Origin of the sequence: Pseudoalteromonas sp. RB2-MNA-CIBAN-0110 (genome assembly GCF_040309305.1) — a bacterium.
In the GTDB taxonomy this organism is placed as follows: Bacteria; Pseudomonadota; Gammaproteobacteria; order Enterobacterales; family Alteromonadaceae; genus Pseudoalteromonas; species Pseudoalteromonas arctica.
Map to the genome: position 1 here is coordinate 1 of NZ_JBEOOQ010000050.1, position 24,437 is coordinate 24,437.

12 protein-coding genes are annotated in these 24,437 nt (G+C 37.0%); 8 read left to right on the plus strand and 4 right to left on the minus strand.

Annotation, left to right across the window (positions count from 1 at the left end):
- Positions 1-315: 315 nt before the first annotated feature.
- The 3 genes from AAEY68_RS18710 to AAEY68_RS18720 all read right to left on the minus strand — a co-directional run bounded on the left by AAEY68_RS18710 (position 316) and on the right by AAEY68_RS18720 (position 7,454).
- Positions 316-1,878: a sodium/sugar symporter gene (locus AAEY68_RS18710; protein ID WP_024594187.1), complete on the minus strand. Its 1,563-nt coding sequence runs from the start codon at positions 1,876-1,878 to the stop codon at positions 316-318.
- A gap of 318 nt (positions 1,879-2,196) precedes the next feature.
- Complete coding sequence (locus tag AAEY68_RS18715; protein WP_024594186.1) at positions 2,197-3,771, minus strand: sulfatase family protein; 1,575 nt, start codon at positions 3,769-3,771, stop codon at positions 2,197-2,199.
- 77 nt (positions 3,772-3,848) lie between these two features.
- Positions 3,849-7,454 (minus strand): TonB-dependent receptor, encoded by a 3,606-nt coding sequence (locus AAEY68_RS18720; protein ID WP_024594185.1) that lies wholly within the window; start codon positions 7,452-7,454, stop codon positions 3,849-3,851.
- Positions 7,455-7,857: 403 nt separating this feature from the next.
- On the opposite strand from AAEY68_RS18720, the gene AAEY68_RS18725 reads away from it, so the two are divergent.
- From AAEY68_RS18725 to AAEY68_RS18735, 3 genes are all read left to right on the plus strand, one after another.
- Positions 7,858-9,423: a sulfatase family protein gene (locus AAEY68_RS18725; protein ID WP_024594184.1), complete on the plus strand. Its 1,566-nt coding sequence runs from the start codon at positions 7,858-7,860 to the stop codon at positions 9,421-9,423.
- Positions 9,420-10,961, plus strand: coding sequence for a sulfatase family protein (locus tag AAEY68_RS18730; protein WP_024594183.1), 1,542 nt, complete (start codon positions 9,420-9,422; stop codon positions 10,959-10,961). Before AAEY68_RS18725 ends, AAEY68_RS18730 begins: the two co-directional genes overlap by 4 nt.
- A gap of 201 nt (positions 10,962-11,162) precedes the next feature.
- On the plus strand, positions 11,163-13,298 hold the full coding sequence (locus AAEY68_RS18735; RefSeq protein WP_350586674.1) for a multiheme c-type cytochrome: 2,136 nt from the start codon (positions 11,163-11,165) through the stop codon (positions 13,296-13,298).
- A 147-nt stretch (positions 13,299-13,445) separates the two neighbouring features.
- Here the strand turns inward: AAEY68_RS18735 and AAEY68_RS18740 are convergent, their stop codons facing one another.
- Positions 13,446-14,840, minus strand: a complete 1,395-nt coding sequence (locus tag AAEY68_RS18740) for an MFS transporter (RefSeq protein WP_024594235.1) — start codon at positions 14,838-14,840, stop codon at positions 13,446-13,448.
- 142 nt (positions 14,841-14,982) lie between these two features.
- On the opposite strand from AAEY68_RS18740, the gene AAEY68_RS18745 reads away from it, so the two are divergent.
- The 5 genes from AAEY68_RS18745 (at position 14,983) to AAEY68_RS18765 (ending at position 24,383) form a co-directional block, all read left to right on the plus strand.
- The gene (locus tag AAEY68_RS18745; protein WP_024594236.1) at positions 14,983-16,008 is read left to right on the plus strand and encodes a LacI family DNA-binding transcriptional regulator; all 1,026 of its coding nucleotides are present in this window, start codon (positions 14,983-14,985) and stop codon (positions 16,006-16,008) included.
- A gap of 271 nt (positions 16,009-16,279) precedes the next feature.
- Entirely contained in the window at positions 16,280-18,775 is a 2,496-nt protein-coding gene (locus AAEY68_RS18750) for a glycoside hydrolase family 2 (protein ID WP_024594237.1), read from the plus strand.
- A gap of 196 nt (positions 18,776-18,971) precedes the next feature.
- Positions 18,972-20,591, plus strand: a complete 1,620-nt coding sequence (locus AAEY68_RS18755; protein ID WP_024594238.1) for a sulfatase family protein — start codon at positions 18,972-18,974, stop codon at positions 20,589-20,591.
- An 85-nt stretch (positions 20,592-20,676) separates the two neighbouring features.
- A complete protein-coding gene (locus AAEY68_RS18760) occupies positions 20,677-22,482 on the plus strand; it encodes an alpha-1,3-galactosidase-related protein (protein ID WP_024594239.1) in 1,806 nt (601 codons plus the stop codon).
- Positions 22,483-22,514: 32 nt separating this feature from the next.
- Positions 22,515-24,383, plus strand: a complete 1,869-nt coding sequence (locus AAEY68_RS18765; protein ID WP_024594240.1) for a right-handed parallel beta-helix repeat-containing protein — start codon at positions 22,515-22,517, stop codon at positions 24,381-24,383.
- Positions 24,384-24,437 lie beyond the last annotated feature (54 nt).

Below are 24,437 nucleotides of genomic sequence, written 5' to 3' on the forward strand. Positions count from 1 at the left end.
TTTTTCACCCAAATTTGTATGCTTATTAGCATAACATTTCTTTCTTAATGGGTGGCCAAAATCACTGTACCACTACAGTTAGTAGAATAGCGCAGTAGTAGTGACTTAGTAATAGTGATTGGGCCCTACTGAGTTATAAGCCTCATACGCGACTCCATTGCTCCTAGATAGAACGAGCTTTAACCCTGAAAGTCCCTAGATTATTACATCAGGTTATGTAATAAAATACATTTATTAAAAGCCAAAAAAGCCACTCAAATTATGAGTGACTTTGATTTGACATACACACTTGTTTAAATCTTACGATTTAATTTTTTACCACCATACAGCGTATAACGTTGTTAGGATTATTACGACACCTAGAGCGGCTATGTTAAAGTTAGTCTCAGTTGCAAAGCTTATCTCTTTTAAATTTACGCTTCCGTTAGTGCCTTTATCTTTTATTAACAAAGAGACAATTACACAGATAACTAGGCATAATAAAAAGACAATTCCAACGCGATCCATAAAAGGGAGTTCAGGGTATGCGAATTTTAAAATCAGGGAAAATAATGCGGAGCCAACACCTGCAGCTAACGCGCCAGCTGAGCTCGCTTTTGACCAAAACATTCCCATTAAAAATATTACAACAATACCCGGAGTGAAAAACCCTGTAAATTCTTGTATATATTGAAAGGCTTGATCAAATTTACCTAATAGCGGCTCTGCCACTATTAAAGCAATAATTAATGAAACCAAAGCGGTTAATCGACCTACTTTCACATAGTGTTTTTGAGTTTTTCCCGGCTGAAGTTTTGAATAAATATCCATCGTGAAGATAGTCGATATACTATTTGTCATCGATGCTAAAGATGAAACGACAGCGGCGACTAGAGCAGCAAAAACAAGTCCTTTAATACCCGATGGCATTAATTCCATCATTGATGGGTAGGCTTGATCTGGTGAACTTAACTGTGGGTGTAACACAACTGCGGCAATCCCTGGTAGTACAACTATTATTGGCATTAGTAGTTTTAGATATGCGGCAAATGCAATGCCTTTTTGGGCTTCCTTAATACTTTTTGCTGCTAAAGCTCTTTGAATAATATATTGATTAAACCCCCAGTAACTAAGGTTCATTATCCACATGCCACCAACTAAAACAGAGATACCAGGTAAACTCATATAATTACTGTTATCTGGGCTTAAAATCATATCAAAGTGATTAGGTAGCTGCTCAGTTAAAATACCGAACCCTGCAAGCACACCTTGCCCGCTAGATACTTCATCTAATGCCAAATAAACTAAGAATAGGCCACCGAATACCAAAAGGACTACCTGTAATATATCGGTGTAAGCAACTGCTTTTAGGCCTCCATATAAAGAGTATGCTACTGAGAATAGCGCTAAAAAAATCATGCCGTACATCCAATCAACACCTGCAACTGTTTCTATTGCAAGCCCGCCTAACCATAACACAGCCGTTAAATTAACAAACACATACACGGCAAGCCAAAAAAGAGCTAAAACAGTTTTAACTTTACTGTCGAAGCGCTGTTCAAGATATTGGGGCATAGTAAAAATTTTATTTTCTAAAAAAATAGGCAGCATATACTTGCCTACAATTAATAGTGTTATTGCAGCCATCCATTCATACGATGCGATAGCCATACCTATTGCAAAACCAGAGCCTGACATTCCAATAATCTGTTCTGCAGATATATTTGATGCAATTAATGATGCACCAATTGCCCACCAAGGAAGGGACTTAGAGGCTAAAAAATAATCTTCAGTGTTTTTTTGTTTCTGCTTGCTTTCTCTTGATATCCATAACGCGAGTATTAGTAGTCCTAATACATAAGCTACAAACACACTAGAATCGAGTATGTCTAATTTCATTAACTTTCCTCATAATTTGTATTTTAAAATATAAAAACGATTAGGATAGCGTTATCCTTTTTGTTTTGGAGTTTGCCTTTTATATTTTTAAGTAAATACAATGTTTTAGTAATTAGATTATTTATATCGCTGATTTTTATAAGTATAGTAACAAGATTAAAAGAGATATCCGTAAGCGAAGTAGGGGTGGATTTCAGCTAGTAAACTGTTTTATATCATGAAATAACTAATTAAATTAGTTTGAATAAGCGTAAGTTGACTACTTTTAAATAGCCGAGATTAACTACCTATAGTCAACCTCGGCATGTTTAAAATTTATTACTTACGAGCTTTAATTTTATCTATCTTAGCTTGTAGTGAAAATACTAATTTTGGGTATTTATCTGCCACATTGTGTTGCTCATTTCTGTCTTTTGATAAATCAAATAACTGTGACTTAGTTTTTAAACCATTTTCAATTGCGGTTTTATTTGCAAGCCAGTCGGGAGTAGTCCCATTAAATGGCGCTATGTATTTCCAATTTCCACTGCGAATTGCCAAAGTAAATGACTCTTCAAGCATTTCTGTACGTCCGCTCTCTTTAGCATCTAAAAAAGCTGGCAACATATTTTCACTATCAATCGCTTCGCTTTCATCTAGCTTAACACCGGCTAATTCAGCGAGTGATTTATAAATATCTATATGGCTAACTAATGCATTACTATCCCCGTTGTTTTTAATTCCTTTAGGGTAAGTAATAATCATAGGTACACGTGTTCCGGCTTCATATGCACTATATTTTCCACCTCTATAACCTGCCGCTGGGTCATGATCTCCTCGTAGCTCTTCGGCTTGGTCTGCATAGCCATCATCCATTACAGGGCCGTTATCACTAGAAAATATAATAAGCGTGTTATCATATAAATCTTGTTTTTTTAACTCATCAATAATCTGTCCTGACATCCAATCCATTTGCAATATTGCATCACCCCTTGGCCCCATTCCTGATTTATTGGCAAACATCTTATTTGGAACTCTAGGTACGTGAATATCACTGAATGGAAAAAACAGCATAAACGATTCACCTTTATTATCATTAATAAAATCAATAGCTTTTTTAGTGAAAATGTGAGGAAACTCTTCATCTTTCCACTCAGCAGACTTTCCGCCAGCCATCCAACCAATGCGACTAACACCATCAACAATGGTATTGCTATGTTGAAGATCTGCTGACATTTTAAGTAGCTCAGGATGCTCTGTACCGACAGGGCGGTTCCCTATACGCTTTTCATAGGAAATCGTTATTGGGTCATTCGGGTCTAGATTAACTACGTGATGATTTTCTAAAAATACAGTGGGTACTCGATCTGCAGTCGCAGGGATTAAAAAGCTATAATCAAATCCTAGCTCTATCGGCCCTGGCTTTACAGCTTTATTCCAGTCGACAAAACCATCGCCTAGTCCCAAGTGCCATTTACCAACGACACCCGTTTTATAGCCTGCTTTTTGCAACATTTTAGGCAGAGTAGGCTTGTTATGATCAATGATAAGCGGTGCGTCGCCCGGTAAAATTGCAGCATTATTACGAAAAGCATACTGGCCAGTTAACATTGAATAACGCGACGGTGTACAGGTTGCGGCAGAACTGTGTGCATCGGTAAAGCGAATCCCCTCAGCTGCTAATGCATCAATATTAGGGGTTTGAGCTTGCTTCATTCCGTAACTACTTAAATCCCCATAACCAAGGTCGTCTACATAAAATATTACAATATTCGGCTTATCATTAAGTGAGCTCACTTTATTTTTGTTTTCTTTTAGCTCTATACTATTATCTGTCAGTTCTGCGTGAGCACTTGTTGCCAAGGATAAAGTCAATACAGTAAAAAAGTATAAGTAATTAATTTTAAAGTTCATAAATACCTTCAATTTGATATAAATGGGCAGAAACTCCTACCCATTTAGAAAAGTGATATATTTCTATATATTTGTAATTAGAATGAAGCTCTAATACCTATTCTATATTGGCGACCAGTTCGATATTCTGAAATCGTCCGACTAGTATCAACTGAGTTATTAAGGGCATTACCTTCGTCATACACTTCGCCATCAATTATATAATTCCTACTTGTTAGAAAAGTTCTGTTTGTTTCGTCTGTGAGGTTAAGCGCCTGGAAGCTAAGGGTAAAATGATCATTAATTTTATAAGTTGAGCTAAAATCCAACTTACTTGTTGAATCTAACCACGCAACACCTTGGCCAAATGCAAAGTTATCGTTTACAAGTTGTACAGAACTATAACGATGTGCAAGGCGCAGCATTAAATCGTCTTTCTCCCAAAAAACAGTTGTATTAGCTGAATGTTTTGGCGTGTAAGCTTGAGGTAAAGGTGTTATTGAAACACCCGAAACGGCACTAACTTCAATGTCTTTCTCTGACTCTGCGTATGTATAATTTACGCTTAAGCCTAGGCCTGATAATGCACCAGGTAGAAAATCATAGTTTTGTGTATAGTTTACTTCAATGCCTTGAGTTGTCGCCCCTTTACCATTTCTCACGGTTGCTAATTTTACAGTGTGACAATTAGCTGTTAATGAGTCTTGCAATTCAATGTGAGCAACTCTATCAGGCATACAAGTATTACCGCTTTCATCTAAAGGTGTGCCTGGTGTTTCTTCATATTGATTAAGTTGAGCATTTTGCGTATCAGGAATAGGATTACCGTCGGCATCCTCTTTTAATGTTGGCTCTACGAGTACATCATAGATTGAGTCGACTGACGACAAGTCGTAGTCTGTTCGGATATCCTTCCAAATATAGGTTTCGGTTATATTCTCTTCAAAATTTGTCATGTCCTTGTGAAAAAATGCAACAGAAACTAAACCAGAGTTGTTAAAGTACCATTCAAAAGAAAGATCTAAGTTAGTAGATTCTAGAGGTTTTAGAGCTACATTATTCGCTTTGCCTATTCCCCAAGCACTAACGTATTTTTCATCAATGTTAGCCCCTGGCGTAGTCGAGTCGAAAGTAGGACGAGACATTGTTTTTGAAACTGAGAAACGACCGATGAAGTCGTCACTAAATTTATAATTTAGATTTAAACTAGGAAGAAAAATATCGTTGCTAGCCGAGCCTTTTGCGCGTTTAGAGCGAAGACCTGCTTTGAAACCTAGAGGTTGGCCTGTTACAGGGTCAATAAACTCATCGATAGTCGAGCGGTCAAGCCATGCTGCTAAATCAGGATTTTCCGTTGAGCGTCCATCTAATGATGATACGCCATTATTAAGTACGTGTTGAACGCTACCATCGTCGTTGTAGACTACTTGTAAAATATAGTTAGGGTTGCTTGAATTTAAAGCCGATGGTGCTAGATAAGTATCACCATCACGATTAACAAAATCAGGGAAAGTAGATGGATCATTCATGTCATAGTTATACATAAGCTGCCATGCTGCACAAGAGCCTGAAGCTGGAAGGTTTGATGGTGTTTGAGTTACATCATCATTAGGGTACTGAGGTTCAAAATCACATACAGGCAAATTACCATTAGCTAGCCCACGGTTATAGATTAAATCGTAGAAGTCGTAAAGAATCGGCGTTTTTTGGAACTGAACTTTATTAAACGCCTCTGCGTTGGTTTCTGTCTTTACGTAGCGAAGACCAAGGTTACCGGTTAGACGTCCATCAAAGTATTCAAAATTAATTTTGCCATAAAGTGCATTTACTTCTTGCTCAATAATTCTTGATGCAGATTCATCAGGTTGTGGCTTTACATCTAAACCCGACTCACTATCGGTTGCTAAAGCAAGCGCTTTGAATGGGTCTACTATTCCCCATCCATCTAAAAAGTGGACTTGATTAGGATCTGCAATACCATCCATAAAGTTATTTACAGGAAAATCATTGGATACTAATAGATCGGCCATCGTTATATCTGTTAGGCCTCCGATACTTAGCTCGTCTCCATTAGCGTCAACTACTACCGAGTTGTTTAGAATTTTAGTTGTAAGGGAGTAAACATCTTTAACTCTCTTTGAATACTTTCCTCCAAACTCAACCTTAGTAACGCCCAAATAATCTACATTCCAGTCAAAATCTAAGAATAGAGACTTATTGGTATCTGAATTATGATCCTCATCATTAGATACATTCCCTACTCGAAAGTTTTGAATGTCGAGTGGATTTGTTCTTCCTGGTGCTAAACCAAAAGATGGGTCGGTGATGCCATCAGGAAATTGGATAAAGCCTTTATTAGCGATAATTTGACAGCTACCACTTGAGCAATCGTAACCTTGCGGCTGTAAAGTTACTTCATTTGGATCATTTGATGTTATTGGTAATTTATTTGTCTTAGATTTACCTGCTAACATAACTCTAGCGTTAGGGAGCGAGTCTTGGCTTGTTTTAGAATAACCAGCTATTAGTTTACCAGAAAAGTTATCTGTAAAATGATGGTCTATGCTAAGTGTTCCGATATTGTTCTTAATTTCAGAGCCACCTTTAAGGCGAAATACTCGACCGCGATTTGAACGATCAAGGCGCTTAACCAATGTATGATTCTCATTGTTTATGGTCCACCAATCCTCTTGAGGATCACTATTTTTATTTTTTAAGTTTGATAAAATTTGCAGATCATATTGATGATTATCTAATATAACCTCCTGATTAGAATGGGTAAGATCTAATTGGATGTCGGTATCAGCAGTTGGTTGATACTGTAACCCTAAGGTTATAGATTGCCTATCTTGTTTATCTAAATTTAAACCGTAACTTTGTGAACTTTGAGATAAAAACTCACTTTCTTCTGTAATAATTTGTCCTGTCGAAAAATCTCTAGCTTTACCTGCTTTAGCACTATGAATCTCATCATCCCAACTAGCACTATACTCATCTCTTCGAGTATTTTGAGTTTCATCAGCGAAAGTGAAAATAACACCTAGTGAGTCATCAAGGTATTTATCTGAAAAAGAAGCGGAGACTTTTCGGTTTGCATCTTCAGAGTAATCGTTATAACGACCTTGAAGTTCTATACTGCGTATCGGCTTTTTTAAAGATAATGGTTTAATGGTTTTCAATACAACGTTTGCACCCAGAGAGCCTTCATCTTGGTCTGCTGATGCTGTCTTTTGCACTTCAATAGACGATAGAATATCAGAGGAAAATGAACTTAAATCAACACCTTGCTCTGCTGATGCATTAGAACCTGATCCTGAAAGCCCGCTTGTTAGGGTAACTCCGTTCATTGAAATATTATTTAAATTAGAATTAGCACCACGGACCGATATTTTAGTACCTTCACCATTAGACTCCTGAACTGTAACCCCTGTAACACGAGAGAGAGCATCTGCAATATTTTGGTCTGTTGACTTACCAACATCCTCAGCATGGATTGAATCTGTAACACCTTCAGAGAATCTTTTATTATTCATTGCTCGCTGCAAGCTGCCTCTAAATCCAGTTACAGTGATAACCTCAACGTCAGATTCTTTTTTATCGACTTTCTTTTTTTCATCGGTGTTTTCTTCAGCTACAGAGATACCTGAAACAAAGGTGCAGATTAGTGCCGCTGATATGGCATTTAATTTAAAGTGACTTTTCATCTTAGTTACCCATTAACCATTATTGTATTGTGTGTGATCGCCTTACCTTATCGATTGAACATCAACCAAATCGAAAGGGGGTTGCGTTGTCCTTACTTGGGTCCTAATCGTAACGTACAAGCTTAAGCTTTTCCAATAGTATTTAACAATTGTGGTCAATAAATAACAACTAATACACAATAACAGTTGTTTAATGGTGGTTTTAGAGGTGTTTATAAGTGTTTTTGTTAATGGCTTGTTTTGGGTGGTTTGGGGATAGCGTTACCATTTTTGTTGATTTGTTTTATTAATGTATTAATATGAAGCCTAAAAATTAATCTCCTTGATTTTTAGCTAGGATTTTAATATTTCTATTTAAAAGCTGTTACTGGTTATTTCACACATATAATTTGAGGTTATTCGAATGTTACCAAATAAACTTTTAGTATTGGGGTTATTTAGTATTGGGATTTTCAACACTTTTTATTCGGATGCCTATGCAAAAGAGGCGCAAAATAGTGCGGGAAAACCAAATATTGTTTTGTTTTATGTTGATGACCTTGGGTGGGGAGATTTAAGTAGTTATGGTGCTACTGAGGTCAACACTCCAAACATCGATGCGTTAGCGAAAAATGGTATTAGATTCACTGATGCGCATAGCTCTGCAGCAACATGCTCTCCATCAAGATATTCATTACTGACCGGTGAGCATGCTTTTAGAAAAAACATTCGCATACTTAAAGGTGATGCCCCGCTAGTTATTTCTGAAGTACAAAAAACATTACCAAAAATGCTGCAAACAGCAGGGTATCGAACAGGTATTGTTGGTAAATGGCATTTAGGCCTCGGTGATGGCAATACGCCAGTAAATTGGAATGAAAAAGTTAAGCCTGGTCCACTAGAAGTTGGATTTGACTATAGTTTTCTGATTCCAGCGACAGGAGATAGGGTCCCTTCTGTTTTTCTTGAAAATCATGATGTTGTGAATTTAGAAAAATCAGATCCATTGTTTGTGAATTATCAAAAAAAAATAGGTACGCGACCTACAGGCTATGAAAACCCAGAGCTATTAAAGCAAGGAGCCGATGAGCAGCACAACAAAAGTATTATTAATGGTGTAAGTCGTATTGGCTGGATGCAAGGGGGAAAGTCTGCACAGTGGCGCGATGAAGAATTTAATACAGTCTTATCAGATAAAGCAAAGCAATTCATTTCAAAATCAAGTCAACAGCCATTTTTTTTACTTTTCTCGTTTCATGATATTCATGTGCCTCGCTTACCCAATAAAATGTTTAGAGGTAAAACGAATATGGGTGTGAGGGGGGACTCAATCGTACAAATGGATTGGACCACAGGCCAAGTGGTGGAAAAACTCAGGGAGTTAAATTTACTAGATAATACTTTGATTATTTTTACTAGCGATAATGGTGCTGTTTTAACAGATGGTTATGATGACGAGGCATTAAAGCGCATTGGAACCCATAAGCAAAATGGCCCATACCGTGGTGGTAAGTACAGTATTTACGAAGCTGGAACGCGTATTCCATTTATTGTTCACCATCCTAACAGAGTTAAACCGGGGGTGAGTAATTCTCTATTTAGCCAAATTGATTTATACGCATCAATAGCTGAATTATTAGGAGTACCTCTTGAGGAAACAGAGGCGATTGATAGCCAAAATCAATTATTACCACTTTTTGATGCAAGTAAATTGGCTCGTACAACCTTAGTGCAAGAAACCCCACATGCAAAAGGTTTAAGAGAGAACAGTTGGAAGTACATTAGGCCTGCAAAAAAAATTGCAAGCTGGGTTAAAACAAAAAAAAATATAGACCCAGGTACCTCAAAAGCGCCTCAATTATTTGATCTTGATACCGACCCATCTGAACTACACAATCTTGCGGCTAAACACCCAGATAAAGTTAAGTTACTGGAACAAAAGCTTCAAGATATTGAACTTCAATCTATCCGTTTAAAGAGTCTAAAATGAAATCTTATAAATATGCAGTTACGGCATTAGTATTGATTTGCGCTGCTATTATTAACAAAGCAGACGCACAGCATGTTGGTGATAGTAATAAACCAAATATAATTTGGTTGGTACTGGAGGATATTTCTTTAGATCTATCTGTATATGGTACTCCAGAAGTTAAAACACCTAACCTAGATAGGCTTGCAAACGAGGGGATTCGTTATAATCACGCATACGCCACTGCGGCAGTTTGTTCTACCGCACGTTCTGCTTTTTTTACTGGTATGCATGCAACAAGCATAGGTGCGCAAAACCATAGAAGTCATTTAGATGATGGTTATTATTTACCAGAAAATATTAAAATGACTTCACAATTTATGCGTGAAGTTGGTTATGTAAACTTATTAATGGGCCCTAAACAAAAAACGGATTTTAACTTTTCTACCACTATAAATGCTTTTGATGCGCAAGATGGCGAAGTTAAATACTCTGGAGGCGCTTATACGCATGCCCCTACCGATCTTAAGCTTTTAGAGCGCCCCGCATGGCAGACTTATATAAAAGAGTATTCCGGGCAGCCATTTTTTGCACAAATTAATTATAGCGAAACCCACCGTACTTTTATTGCAGATAAAAACAATCCTATCGATCCCTCAAAAGTTAAAATTCCGAGTTATTACCCTGATCATGATATTACGCGCCGAGATTGGGCACTTTACTTAGAAACAATACAAACTGTAGATCAAAAGGTCGGTAATTTATTTTCTGAGCTTGAAAAAGCCGGTGTAATAGACAATACAATTGTCTTTATTTTTGGAGATCATGGGCGTGCAATGCTGCGTGATAAACAGTGGTTATACGATGGTGGGTTAAGAGTGCCTCTTATTGTTTGGGGTAAAGGTATTGAGTCTAATCAAGTTAATAATGAGCTAGTTAGCTTAATTGATGTTATGCCTACAACGCTTGATTTGGTGGGCTTAAAGGTTCCTGACTACGTAGAAGGGCATATATTTTTAGGAAAAAACAAACAAAAAAGAGATTATATTTATGCTCATAAAGATAGAACCGACGAGACAGATGACAGAGTACGGGCTGTGCGAGATCTTCGTTTTAAGTATATTAAAAACTTTTATCCCGAAAAACCATATAACGACTTCAATGCCTACAAGCATCTACAATATCCTGTATTGGCGCTTATGGAATCAATGCATGCTAAAAAGCTATTAACTCACGAACAAGCATTATTTTTTGCACCCAATAGACCTCCAGAGGAGCTCTACGATACAATTAATGACGCTGATGAAGTGCATAATTTAGCACTAAATAAAGATTATGCTGAGCAACTACTTGTAATGCGCAGTGAGCTTGAACGCTGGCAGAAAGAAACTAATGATCAAGGGATGATTGATGAAACGCCAGAAGTGAAAGCATATTGGGATAATTTTTTTAAAAAGCATTACCTTACCCAAATGAAAATAAGAGGCTTATCGGAAGATATTACTCCTGATGACTACTTAATTTATTGGGATGAATTTTTAACTGCTCATGGCAAGTAGATAAACTACTTTTATAAATTTAATCACATAAATGAATGAGTTTATAAGCATCTTTTTAAGTGGCTCCTAAAGCGAGCCACAGCCTAACCTTAGTTCTTTTAATGGGCTACTTATTGGCAGCGTGCTACTTTCAGCTGTTTAGCACTGCATAATATATGTGTAGTTTAGAGCCCATCATCGTTTTTTAAAGTAGAGCCCATAATGATAAATATAAAAAACAGCCTTTTTGTTGTTCTTTTTTTATGCAGCTGTTTTTCAGCGGTTGCAAATGATGAGTGCCAGTCTTGCCATCAACAACAAACCTACGATTGGAAGCAGTCAGACCATGCAAGTTCAATGGCTTTAGCCAATAAAGATACCGTGCTTGGTGATTTTAGTAATATAACCGCGACCCACTTTTCTCAAAAAGCCGTGTTTTATAAAGAAAAAGAGGCCTTTTTAATTGATTTGACCGAGCAAGGTACAAAAAAAACGTACACCGTAAGTTATGTATTTGGCTTTGACCCACTGCAACAGTATTTAATTGAAGTTGAAAAAGGCAAATACCAAGTATTTCCCTTTGCATGGGATAGTCGCGCTAAATCACTAGGCGGAAAGCGTTGGTATGCCAACTACGCTAACGAAGATGTAAAACCCAGCGACCGTCTCCATTGGCTGCAACCTCTGCAAAACTGGAACGGCATGTGCGCCGATTGCCATTCAGATAATTTAAAGCGTAATTACACTACTGAAAAAGAAAGCTTTGATACGCACTTCTCGAATATAAATGTGGGCTGTAAATCGTGCCACAGCGATATAACGGATGAACATAAAACTAAAAAAATAATAAAGACAGCTCAAACAAGCCCTACCAATATGTCGCAGTGGAAAATAATTGGCGATAATAAAATTGCTACTTGGCAAGGTGAGCCGCGCGATAACAGCTTTATGCAAGGCTGTTATGCGTGTCATTCGCTTCGAAGCCCATTAACCGATGGCTTTGATAACAGCCAAGCGTTTTTAGACCAATTTAGTCCTTCATTTTTAGAACCAAATTTGTATCACGCCGATGGCCAAATTAAAGAAGAAGTGTATGTGTTTGGCTCTTTTGCACAAAGTAAAATGTACAAAGCCGGAGTTAACTGTGTTGACTGCCACGATAAACACACCATGAAAGTTAAAACAAAAACAAATGGGCTGTGCTTACAGTGCCACAGTGCCAGCGAATATAACAAACCCGAGCATCATCGCCATAAAGAACAATCAACCGGCGCACAATGTGTTAGCTGCCACATGCCAACCAACAGATACATGGGCGTTGATGACAGGCGCGACCACAGCTTTAAAATTCCGCGCCCTGACATATCAATAAAATACGATACACCCAATGCGTGTGTGCAATGCCACGACGGTCAAACAAACGAATGGGCAGCAAGCACGCTTGAAAAATGGCATGGTAAAGCACCGGCATTAAGTGCAAGCGAGCACAGTATGCTTGAACTGCGCTCATTAAAAGCGATATCGCAAAATGCACATATGAGCTTAATTAATGACTTTTCGTTAAATGAAATAGACCGCGCCAGTGCAATTGCCTATTTAGGTAATTCGGGCGCTGAGCTAAACGATGCCACAGTAAAAAGTTGGGTTAACTCGTCGCTTCCGCTTATTCGCTTAGCGATTGCTAAAATGGGCTTTTTACTCCCCGAAGCAGAGCGCTTAAAAAGCTATAAGCAACTATTAACCGACAAATTAAAGTCGGTGCGTGTTGCTGCTGCGCAAAACCTAAGCCAAACAACAGCGCAGTTAAATGGGCTTAATCAATCAATCATAGAGCTTGCACACGCCAATACTGTCAATACATGGCGCGGTGAAGGTAACATCAATCAAAGTATGCTCGCGCTTAATAAACAAGACATAAACGGTGCTATAACGTCGTTACAAAAAGGCATTAGCGTTGACCCTTACTTTGATGCAAGTTATGTAAATTTAGCCGATATTTATTATCGCCTTGGTCAAACAGCAAAAATGCAAAGCACGTTAAATAGTGGTTTAAAAGCAGTACCTACCTCTGCGCCGCTACATTATGCAAACGGTATGGCGCTTATTAGAAGCGGTAACAAACCCGCTGCAGTTGATTCATTTAAACACGCAATGACACTTGAGAGTAATAACGTGCAATACGCTTATTTGTACTTTTTAGCGCTAGATAGCATTGGCTCAACAGCGCAGGCCGTGAGTGAATTAAAACTCAAAATGGGCGCTTATAATAATGCGCAGCAGCTTAAAAACTTAGGAATGGGCTTTGCTCAAAAAATAAAAGATAGAAATACTTATAACTACTTCAGTCTATTGAAATAAGACTTGAACCTTAAGTTATAAACGCTACACACGGATTTAATACGCCTATAGAGTTAATCGACCAGTACAAAGGTCGGTTAACTCTATAGAGATTTATAATAGTGGTTTGATATAATTAAAATTAAAAGCCACATTACATTTATAAATTTAAGGCGTCGGGCTATGTTTTTCCGCTAATTGGTGCTTTATTTTTTCAAATGCTTCTTCATCAAGACTGTATTTACTAATAAAAAAATAACCTACAACAGCCGAAATAATTGTACCCGCAACCAAAATAACTCTCATCAATAAAAGAGAGGTAGGTGATTGATTGATTCCAAGTAAGGCGTCAAAACCGATTAAATTTAATGTTAACCCTGAGCCTATCATGGCAATGGTACTTGCAATTGCAATAATCCAGTATTGCAAAGAGGCAAACAAACCTTCTCTACGAACTTTGTTTGCAACTTCATCAGCATCTATTTGATCTGCAATCATTGAAGATACAATGACACCAATGCTGGCCCAAATTGAGCAACATAAAATAGCATCTAAAACCAACCACCAATCATTACCAGGTTGGTATATAAACCACTTAGCAAAGCCGCCGATAATAGTTACTCTATAAGACCACTTTAAGGTATTTACTTTACCTATACGTGTAGAAAGGGATGTCAGCACGTAAATTGCAGCAATACCTGCAATTGCGTATGAGCTCGAAAGTATGCCTTTAGATGTAGCGCCAGCCAGAATATTGCCGTCATTCATGTAGTAGACTAATACGTAGTAATCCATGCTTGCTGCAAAGCTTCCAACTGTAAGTTGTACAGCAATTAAAATGAGCAAAATCTTCATGTTTTTATTTTTTATAATTGCGTTTAAGCTTGAAAGTAAAGGGAGATTTTTATTAACTTCAGTCTTTTTGTAATCACGCTCTTTTAGAAATAGAGCCGGTAGCATACCAAAGCAACCCAAACATACTATAGCAACACCCCAACCCACATATTGCATGCCCAACACAACCCCACCAAAAATACTTAGCTTTGCTAAAGGGAATATCCAATGATAGGTAATACCCCCTAATTTTAAAAAGTAAGTAACAAAGGCCATAACTTTTGTTCGTTCGTGATAGTTGTTAGATGCCTCGTAGGCCAAGCACTTCATTGGTAATGTCCAACACGCATTAAAGGCATAAAATAAAAGCGCCATGAATGAAAAATAATATAGCTGGTATGTTTGCGCCCAATGAATAGGTACCATCCAAATAAACCCAAAAACGATACATGAAAGCCAAGGGAATACGAATAAAAAAGGTCTTCTTCTACCGTAGGGGGTTTGTAATTTATCTGACCAATAACCAACTAGTGGGGAAATGAAACTAGCTACGAAAACAGGAGCTTTTATAGCCAAGGCTAAGAAAAAAGGATCTACACCGAGTGTCATTTGGTAATAAGGAATAGCTAAAATACCGATACCTTGATGAGAGAAAAATATTCCAAGAAAGCCGATACCGAGCAATATTTTTTGTTTAAGCATCACGTCTTTATTATTTAATTGGATCATGGTTTCTCACTAATGCTTAACCACCTTATTTTTATGGTTATAATCAGGCGATATGTAGATTTTTCATTTGAAAAGAGCAAAATTATGGGATAACGTTAGCACAAATTAATTATCTTAACTATTCTTGGAGAACTTAAACTCAATGGTCACTATAAAGGATGTTGCCCGCGTAGCGGATGTATCACCTTCAACGGTTTCTCGTGTAGTGCGAGGAGAAGGGAAGGTAGGTAAAAAATGTCGAGCTAAAGTTCAAAAAGTAATTGATGAAATGGGTTATAGACCCAACACCAATGCAAGAGCATTAGTGAGTAGAAGATCTGAGCTAGTTGGTATTGTTACTCCAGCACTTCACAAGCCTTTTTTTGGCTCTATTGCTTTTGGTGCAGAGACCGCAGCACGCCAAAAGTCATTTCAAGTAATGATGCGTAATTCACATAACGATCCTGAGCACGAAATAGATGCCATAAACTCATTTCGAGAGCACGGTTGCGAAAATATTATTTTGCACAGTAAGTCTGGCTCTGTTGATGATTTAAAAGATCTCGCTGAAAAAATTCCAGGTTTAGTTTTTATTAACCGCTTTATACCTGAATTAGCGTCAAGATGTGTTTGGCTTGATAATGTATCAGGTGGGCGAATGACGGCTGATTATTTATACAGCCAAGGCCATAGAGATATCGCTTTAGTCAGTTTAAATCTCAACAACGATCAAGAAGAACGTATTCGAGGTGTTCGTCAATTTTTTCAATCAAAAGGGATCCCAATCCCTGAAGAAAATATTGTTGAACACAGTCCTGTAAAAGACGTTGTTTCGAATATTGAAGAATATTGTGTGTATGCTGTTAAAGAGTTATACAAAAGAAACGCAAATTTCACAGCGATTGTTGCTTACAATGATGAAATGGCGGTATGCCTCATGAACGCGCTATTTGATATAGGCAAAAGAGTACCTGAAGACGTATCTGTTATGGGGTTTGATGATCTTGATATAGCACATAAATGTCGCCCAGCACTGACGACCATTCGTTACCCTATTATTGAAATGTCTGAGTATGCTACAAAGCTGTCACTACAAATGACTTTAGAAAAAGAAGATATAGTTCAAAGAACGCATTTATTTATGCCTACTTTAGTTGTGCGCAAATCAGTTAAAAAAATAGATTTGTAGGTTATCAGCTCCTATATTTAACTTGTTTTAATTACCTCCTCTTAGGATAACGATCCCCCCTGCTGTTTATCCTGATTAACTCCCAATGTAATTTATTGTAAAGAACGAGGAACATAACTATTTATTTTACGATGAATATCAGTTGTTTATGTTTTTTTATATGATTTTTAAGTTTATATAAAGTTAATGCGATATTGACATACCGTTCAATTAAGTTTAATTTTTAAGGATAACGTTATCCCTAGTTAATAAGTCATACAGGAATAGTATTTTGAACTTCAATTTTGTAAATAAATATAAGCCATTAAAAGTACTAATTATGCTAATAAGCATGATTAGTGCTAATTCTTGGGCAAATAATGAGAGAGAAAGTTTTAATGATGGTTGGTTATTTGCCAAAGGTGAGCACGTTGGTGCAGATAAAAGCAAATTTGAAGATTCAAAATGGCGAACGTTAAACTTGCCTCACGACTGGGCAATTGAAGGACCATTTGATAAAACTTACAGTGCTAGAAATGGTGGTTTACCGGTATTTGGAACAGCGTGGTATCGAAAGCATTTTACTTTAGCAAAATCGACCCTTGGGAAATCAGTTTCTATCACCTTCGATGGTGCAATGTCGAACACTGAAATTTTTGTTAATGGAAATAAGGTTATCAGTCGTCCATTTGGGTATATTGCGTTTGAATTTGATATTACACCTTATCTAAACAACCCAGGCGATGAAAATGTGATTTCAGTAAAGTTATCTCCTGAAAATTTTTCAGCTCGTTGGTACTCAGGAGCAGGTATTTATCGTAATACTTGGCTTGAAATTAACGACAAAGTACATATTAAGCAATGGGAAACATTTGTTTCAACCCCAGCTATTACAAAAAATAAAGCGATTGTTGATTATAAAACCACTGTTATTAATACCGAAAAAGTGTCTCAAGCTGTTGTTATAAAAACAAGTATAAAATCAGCTGAGGGTGTTGTAGTCGATGAGACAGCTCTAGATCTTATATTACCTGCAAATAGTGAACATAAAATCCAACATCAACTTAAAATTAGTCAACCTAGGCTATGGGACACTGAAGATCCATATAGATATACGGTAGTTACTAGCGTTGTAAAAGATGGAAAAACTGTTGATGTAAATTCTGTACCGCTAGGTGTTCGAAAAATTGAATTTAAGGCTGACGATGGCTTTTGGCTCAATGACCGAAGAGTTCAAATTCAGGGTGTTTGTTTACACCACGACAATGGGCCGCTAGGCGCTATTGTTAATAAGCGTGCTATTGAAAGAAAGCTAGAAATAATGAAAGAAATGGGCGCTAACTCTGTTCGAACTTCTCATAACCCTCCATCACCAGAGTTGGTTGAATTGGCTGATAAAATGGGAATTTTATTGCAAGTTGAATCTTTCGATATGTGGGAAATTGAAAAACCTGCTGTAGTAAATGGATACAATAAGAACTTTGAACAGTGGCATGACCGCGATTTACGAGACATGATCAAACAATACCGTAACAACCCTTCAGTAATCATGTGGAGTATTGGTAATGAGGTTATGGAGCAGCGCACAGATGACGGTTGGAAAGTTGCTAAAAATTTACAACGTATTGCACATGACGAAGACCCTACCCGTTTAGTTACCAATGGCTTGAGCATGTACCCTGACTTTATAGATAAAGGCATGGCACAAGAAATGGACATAGTGGGTCTAAATTATAAGGCTTATAAATATCAAGAAATTAAGCAAGCACACCCCGATTGGATAATTGTAGGAACGGAGACATCATCTGTTGTAAGTACGCGTGGTGTGTATCATTTCCCAATTGAAAAATATAATAAGCATGAGTCTAAATATGTCACCAGTTTTGATGTGATCACTCCTCCTTGGGCTTATATCCCAGATATAGAATTCGAAAATTTAAAGAATAATCCAAGTGTTATGGGTGAGTATATATGGACAGGTTTTGACTATATTGGCGAGCCTACGCCTTACGGTGGTCGTGATCATGGAAATAAGTTTTATTGGAATCAAGATTGGCCAGCACGAAGTTCATCATTTGGGGCTGTTGATTTAGTTGGATTTAAAAAAGATAGATTTTACCTTTACCAAAGCCAGTGGACAAAAAAACCAATGGTACACGTATTACCACATTGGAACTGGCCCGAAAAAGTCGGTGAAACAATCCCTGTTTTTGCATATACAAATGCTGAAGAGGTTGAGTTATTTGTAAATGGTCAATCTAAAGGAAGAAAACGAAAAGGTGAAGATAAAGTACGCTTACCTGTCAGCCTACGTTACGACAAGTCGGTTAAATACTTTGATTCTCCGTATCGACTGCGTTGGGACGTAGAGTATCAACCTGGTGAAATTAAGGTTGTAGCATATACAAATAATAAAGTGGTTTCTGTTAAAACGGTTAAAACAGCAGGTAAAGCAGCTCAAATAGCGCTATCTCCTGATAGAAAAATACTGAGCGCAGATGGTTATGATCTTTCTTATATCACCGTAGAGATTACAGACAAAGACGGTAATTTAGTTCCTGATGCTGATAATAAAATTAATTTTAAAGTTGAAGGTGCTGGCGAAATTATTGGGGTCGGAAATGGTGATTCGGCAACAACAGCCCCATTTCAAGCTGATTATCGTCATGCCTTTTACGGCAAAGCCATGTTAATCGTTAAAAGTAATAAAAACATGCTAGGGGAAATAAAAGTGACTGCTAGTGGAGAAAAATTAATTTCAGATTCAGTTGTATTAATTAGCCAGTAAGCAGATAGCCCGTGTTGCAGTGGTCGCGGCGATATTTGCCTAGCTGCGATTGGCTGATTAATCGTGGAAGGGAAAAGCATTACTTTAGAGTAGTTAGCTGAGGAGTGTTTTTCTTGGATGAAAATAACAAATGGTTCTGTATTTCAACTTATTGATACATTTAATTGCTTGTATCATTTTTTATAAAAGGCCTTTTATGTTACTTAGAATTTTTTTACCAATAACAATGCTAATTACAGTTAGCGCACACGCTAATGTAGAGGTGAGTACCTCAAAAAGTATTAAAAATATAGATAAAACTAAATTAGCCGTTAATCAAAAAAAACCGACAAATATTTTGTGGATTTATATGGAGGATCAAAATCCGTGGAATAATGCTTGGGGTGATTACACTGTATCAACACCAAATATTAAACAATTTGCAGATCAAGGCGTTCGTTTTACAAATGCACACCAGCCTGCTCCAGTGTGTTCTGCAACACGTTCAGCATTAATTACAGGGCAATATCAAACGACCTTGGGCCTTCAAAATCATCGTTCTAGTCGTGCCAGTTACAATGCGACTTTTTTACCAGAAGGATATAAAACGGTTCCAGAGCTGTTTGTTGATGCTGGATATCAGACATTTAATATTGGTAAAGATGATTACAATTTTAAGTATGATCGTAGCAAACTTTACAATGCTCACGAAGGAAAAGCGGGCTTTCAAGGTGCACATGACGGCACTAAATTTGATTGGGCTAAAAACCTTAAAAATAAACCGTTTTTTGGTCAGATACAGCTACAAGGCGGAAAGCATCATAACTTTAAGGGTAAAGACGTTCCTCAAGTCGACCCTGATAAAATGACGCTTCCACCTTATTATGCAGATACCCCGGCAACACGCGCTGAATGGGCAAAGCATTATAAAACTCAAGTTTTGTCTGATATCGAATTAGGCCAAATTTTAAAAGAGTTAGATGACAATAATATATTAGAAAACACTGCAATTTTTTGGTTTTCAGATCATGGCATGCTGTTACTTCGTCACAAACAGGAGCTTTATGAGGATGGCGTAAAAGTACCTTTAATTATCAGTTGGCCTGCAGGTAAAGAGCTATTAAAAGGTAAAGGTGCTGTAAGAAATGATTTGATCAGCGGTTTAGATATACCAGCAACCAGCCTTGCTTTAGCCGGGATTGATATTCCTTCTTATTATGACGGTAAGAATGTTTTTTCTGAAGAGTTTTCAGGTCGAGATTACGTTATTTCAGCCAAAGATCGAATGGATTATACATTTGACAGAGCGAGAAGCGTACGAACTGAAAAATACCGTTACATACGCCAATTTCATCCAGAGCTTTCGAGCGCTCAACCGCAATACCGCGATAAAAAACAATACTCTATAGAGGCTCGTGCTTTATATGAAGAAGGTAAGCTAACCCCAGTGCAAGCAGCATACTATTCTGCAACAAAGCCGGTAGAGGAGTTATATGATCTGCAATCAGACCCTGACCAAATTAAAAATTTAGCTGCATTGCCTAAGTATAAAAAAGAGCTCTTACGTCATCGCCAAATTTTACTCGATTGGATTGCCAAAACAGACGACAAGGGTGCATATCCAGAGTCTGAGCGAGCAGTTAAAGAGGTGCTTGATATATGGGGTAAAAATTGTGTAAGTACTCAATGTGAAAGCTATCGATTACACCATCCTGATTCAGTAAATATACCGGGTGATAAAGTGTATTCACCAATCCAATGGCCAGCCTACATGCCAAAGCCTAAAACGCCGTATTACAGCGAAATAGAGCATATATACCGAAAGAAATTTCAGTAGCTTAGGCGCTGAGCGCTCAGAAATATTAATTCTGAGCGTTCAATTAAGATCATAAACACAACCCATAAAAAATTGAGACATAAGAATGAATTATAAAACTAAAGTAATCCCCTTAATTTTAAGTGCTTTACCGCTGCTTTCTATGCAGTTGTACGCTAAAGAGGTTTTAACTTTTGAACCGGTAGCGCAGGATATGACCCCGATTATTCGCAGCGCTCTGAAAAATGTAAAAGATAAAGATTTAAAAATTGTATTTAAGAAAGGGACTTATAAGTTTTTACCTGAATATGCATCAAGTGAGTACCGACGAATTACCAATCATGGTAATGGATTAAAAAAAATAGCTTTTTCTTTAGATGGTTTTGACTCAGTTGAAATTGAAGGTGCTGGGTCTGAATTTATTTTTCATGGGCAAATAGCGCCATTTGAATTTTATAATAATAAAAGCGTTAAAGTTAGCAACATTACTATTGATTGGGATATACCGTTTACGTTTGTAGCTGAAGTACTGGCAGTAAATGAGAAACAAGGGTATCGAGACGTAAGGCCTGTTAAAGGCGATCATCAGTGGGATCTTAAAGGAGGAAAAATTCGGTTCCCAAATGTTGATGGATTTAGTTATGACTATTTAGGCTCTACACTTGCTTGGGATAAAAATGAAAAGCGAGTTGTTCATGGTGGTATAGACAGTAAAAGCAAGTCAGATAACGTAGAAGACTTAGGAAATGGTGTTTTAAGAATTCACGAAAAACTTAAAAATTACCCTCCGATTGGCTCGTTAACAAGCTCAAAAGGCGACAGAGAAACACATCGGTACGCACCTGCTTTTCAAGTGAAAAATTCTAAAAATATAGTGTTTGATAATGTAGTTATACATCACGCTTTAGGAATGGGGTTTTTATTTGAAAAAAGTGAAGACATTCAGATTCTAAACTCAGGCGTTTATTTACGTGATGGTTCAGAGCGCTTAATTTCTACAACGGCTGATGCAACTCACTTTGCTAATTGTAAGGGCGATATTTTAATAGAAAATAGTCGTTTTGAAAATATGCTAGATGACGGTGCAAACGTACATGGTACTTACACCATAGTTGACAAAATAATTGATAGTCACACTGTATTGGTCAAGTTTGGTCACTTTGAGCAAACAGGATTTGAGTTTACTGGTCAAGGTGATGAAATTTGGTTTATACACCAGCCAAATACCAAAAGAGAAAATATAAATATAGTTGAATCGGTAAACATAATTAATGAAAATTATACGCAGATTAAGTTCAAAGATAGCTTGCCAAAACAGCTTACCAAAGGTGACTTGTTAGAAAATAAAACGTGGAACCCTACTTTCACAATGCGTAAAACCATCATTAAAAACCACCGCGCGCGTAATGTAGTTTTAAAAACACCATTAAAAACCGTTATTGAAGATAATTTCTTTTCATCAATGATGTCATCAATTTTGTTTCGTGGAGAAACCTTCTTTTGGTACGAATCGGGTGCAGTAGAGGACGTACTCATAAGAAACAATACTTTTGACTATGTAGCTTATGCAGGGAAACCTCATGCGGTTTTAAACATAACACCAAGACTTAGCACAAGTTTTAATCAAGATGAGATATACGATCGCAACATTCGATTTGAAAATAACACAATAAATAGCTTTGGTAATCGTATTGTTTGGGCTGATAGAGTTGGCGGTTTAACGGTGTCGGGTAATACGATTAATCGTAATATTAACCAGCCTGTATTGCATCCAGATAGCCCACTTTTTGAGTTTGTTAACAGTGAAAATATTGAACTTAAAAACAATACTTATAATGGCAAAGTACAACGAGTGCTTATCGTTGATGATAGCTCTAAAGGCACTTTAATAGACGACGGCTCTATTAAGTAACTTCAATCAAATTATATGGCAAAGGATCTTTTATGTTTATTTCTGTCGTTAAATTCACTTTGAGTTTATCTCTATCTCTATTTCTATTTAGCTTGTGCACTATTGCAAATGATAAAGTGATAGATATAAGCGACTTTGGCGCGATTAAAGATACAGGATCCGACAGTACCCATAGCTTATATAAAGCTTTGCAAGAGGCTAAAAAAATCGGTGCAACAAAAATCACTTTTCCTAAAGGTCGGTACGACTTTTATGAAGAGCGAGCCGCCGATAGATTAATGTATATAAGCAATAATGACCCAGGTATTAAACGTATTACATTTCCTTTGTCATTATTTAATAATCTTGAAATAGATGGAAATAACTCTACTTTTATTTTTCATGGTGGTTTAGTGCCATTTATTTTAGATGAAAGTAGTCATATTATACTTCGTAATTTTTCTATCGACTTTTCTCGGGCTTTTCACTCCGAAGCATTAATTGTTGGTGCTGGAAAAGGGTATTTAGATTTAAAATTTACAGACCAATTCCCTTATAAGATTAATGAGGCCGGTATTTTAAAATTTCAGTCTCAGCTATTTCAAGCCTCAGGAATAAAAAGTAAAGACAGACTTAAACGTAAACAAATTTCGCAAGATGAATATAAATATGAATACAAGCGTGTATTAGAGTTTAACTTTGCACTGCGTGAGCCTGAGTATATGGCGCAAGATATATTTACTGGAAATGCTTTACGTGCTGAAAAGCTAGATGGAGGCGACGTTGTAAGAATTTTTCATCCAAATTTGAAAGCAAAAGTTGGAAATATATTAGTTTTTCAGGCAAAGCATCGTGATTACCCCGGTGTGGTTATTTCAGACAGTAACAATGTCGAACTTCATAATATTACCATTCATCATGCAGGGGGGATGGGAGTAATTGCTCAACGATCTCATAATATTACAATCAAAGACTCTAAAGTCTCTCCTAGCAAAGGGCGTATTGTAAGCACAACAGCGGATGCAACGCATTTTGTTAATTGTACTGGAAAAATTAAGTTGATTGATAACTTATTCGAAAGTCAAAAGGATGATGCAACTAACATACATGGAATTTATGCTGCAATTGATAAAATTATAGATGATAAAACGGTAGAAATTAAGCTACAACATCCACAGCAATTTGGTTTCGATTTTATAGGCTCAGAAACTGAGTTAGAGCTAGTTCATGGCCCCAGTTTGATAACTTATGGGTCAGCTTTGGTTGCAAAGAGTACTCGAGTTAGTAATGAAGTAACGCGAATTGAGTTTGTTAAGCCATTTGATAGCCGGTTACAAAAAGGTGATTCTGTTGCTGAGGTTCGAGATTATGCACACGTCATAATTAAAGGAAATACAATTCGTAAAAACCGAGCCAGAGGTATGTTGTTAAATAGCCGCGGTAAAACGTTAGTTGAAAATAACTATTTTCATACATCGGGATCGGCCATTTTATTTGAAGGCGACGCAAATTTTTGGTTTGAGCAAGGTGGCGTTCGAGATGTAACGATTAAAAATAATATTTTTGAAAATAGTTTTTATAGTCAGTGGGGGCAGGGGGTTATAGCCGTAGACGCTGGAATTGATGAGCAGTTTAAAGAAACATCACGATATAACAAAAATATTGTAATAAAAGGCAACACATTCAAAGTGTTTGATAAAGCGCCTATTCTCAATTTATTTTCTGTTTCACATTTAGTTTTTGAAAATAACATCATTGAAAAAACGACTGGATATCCTGAGCGTAAAAAATATGACTCATTGTTTTTAATAAACAACAGCGACAATATTACCATTTCTATAAATAATATTTTACAAGGATTCTCTGAAAGTAAGTCCCAGCTACTTAGTCCCACAACAACTTATAAAAGAGCTAAAAACTAAAATGAGTATTTTAATAATAAGTACTTTTAGTCAGTTTTATATTGCTTATATAAG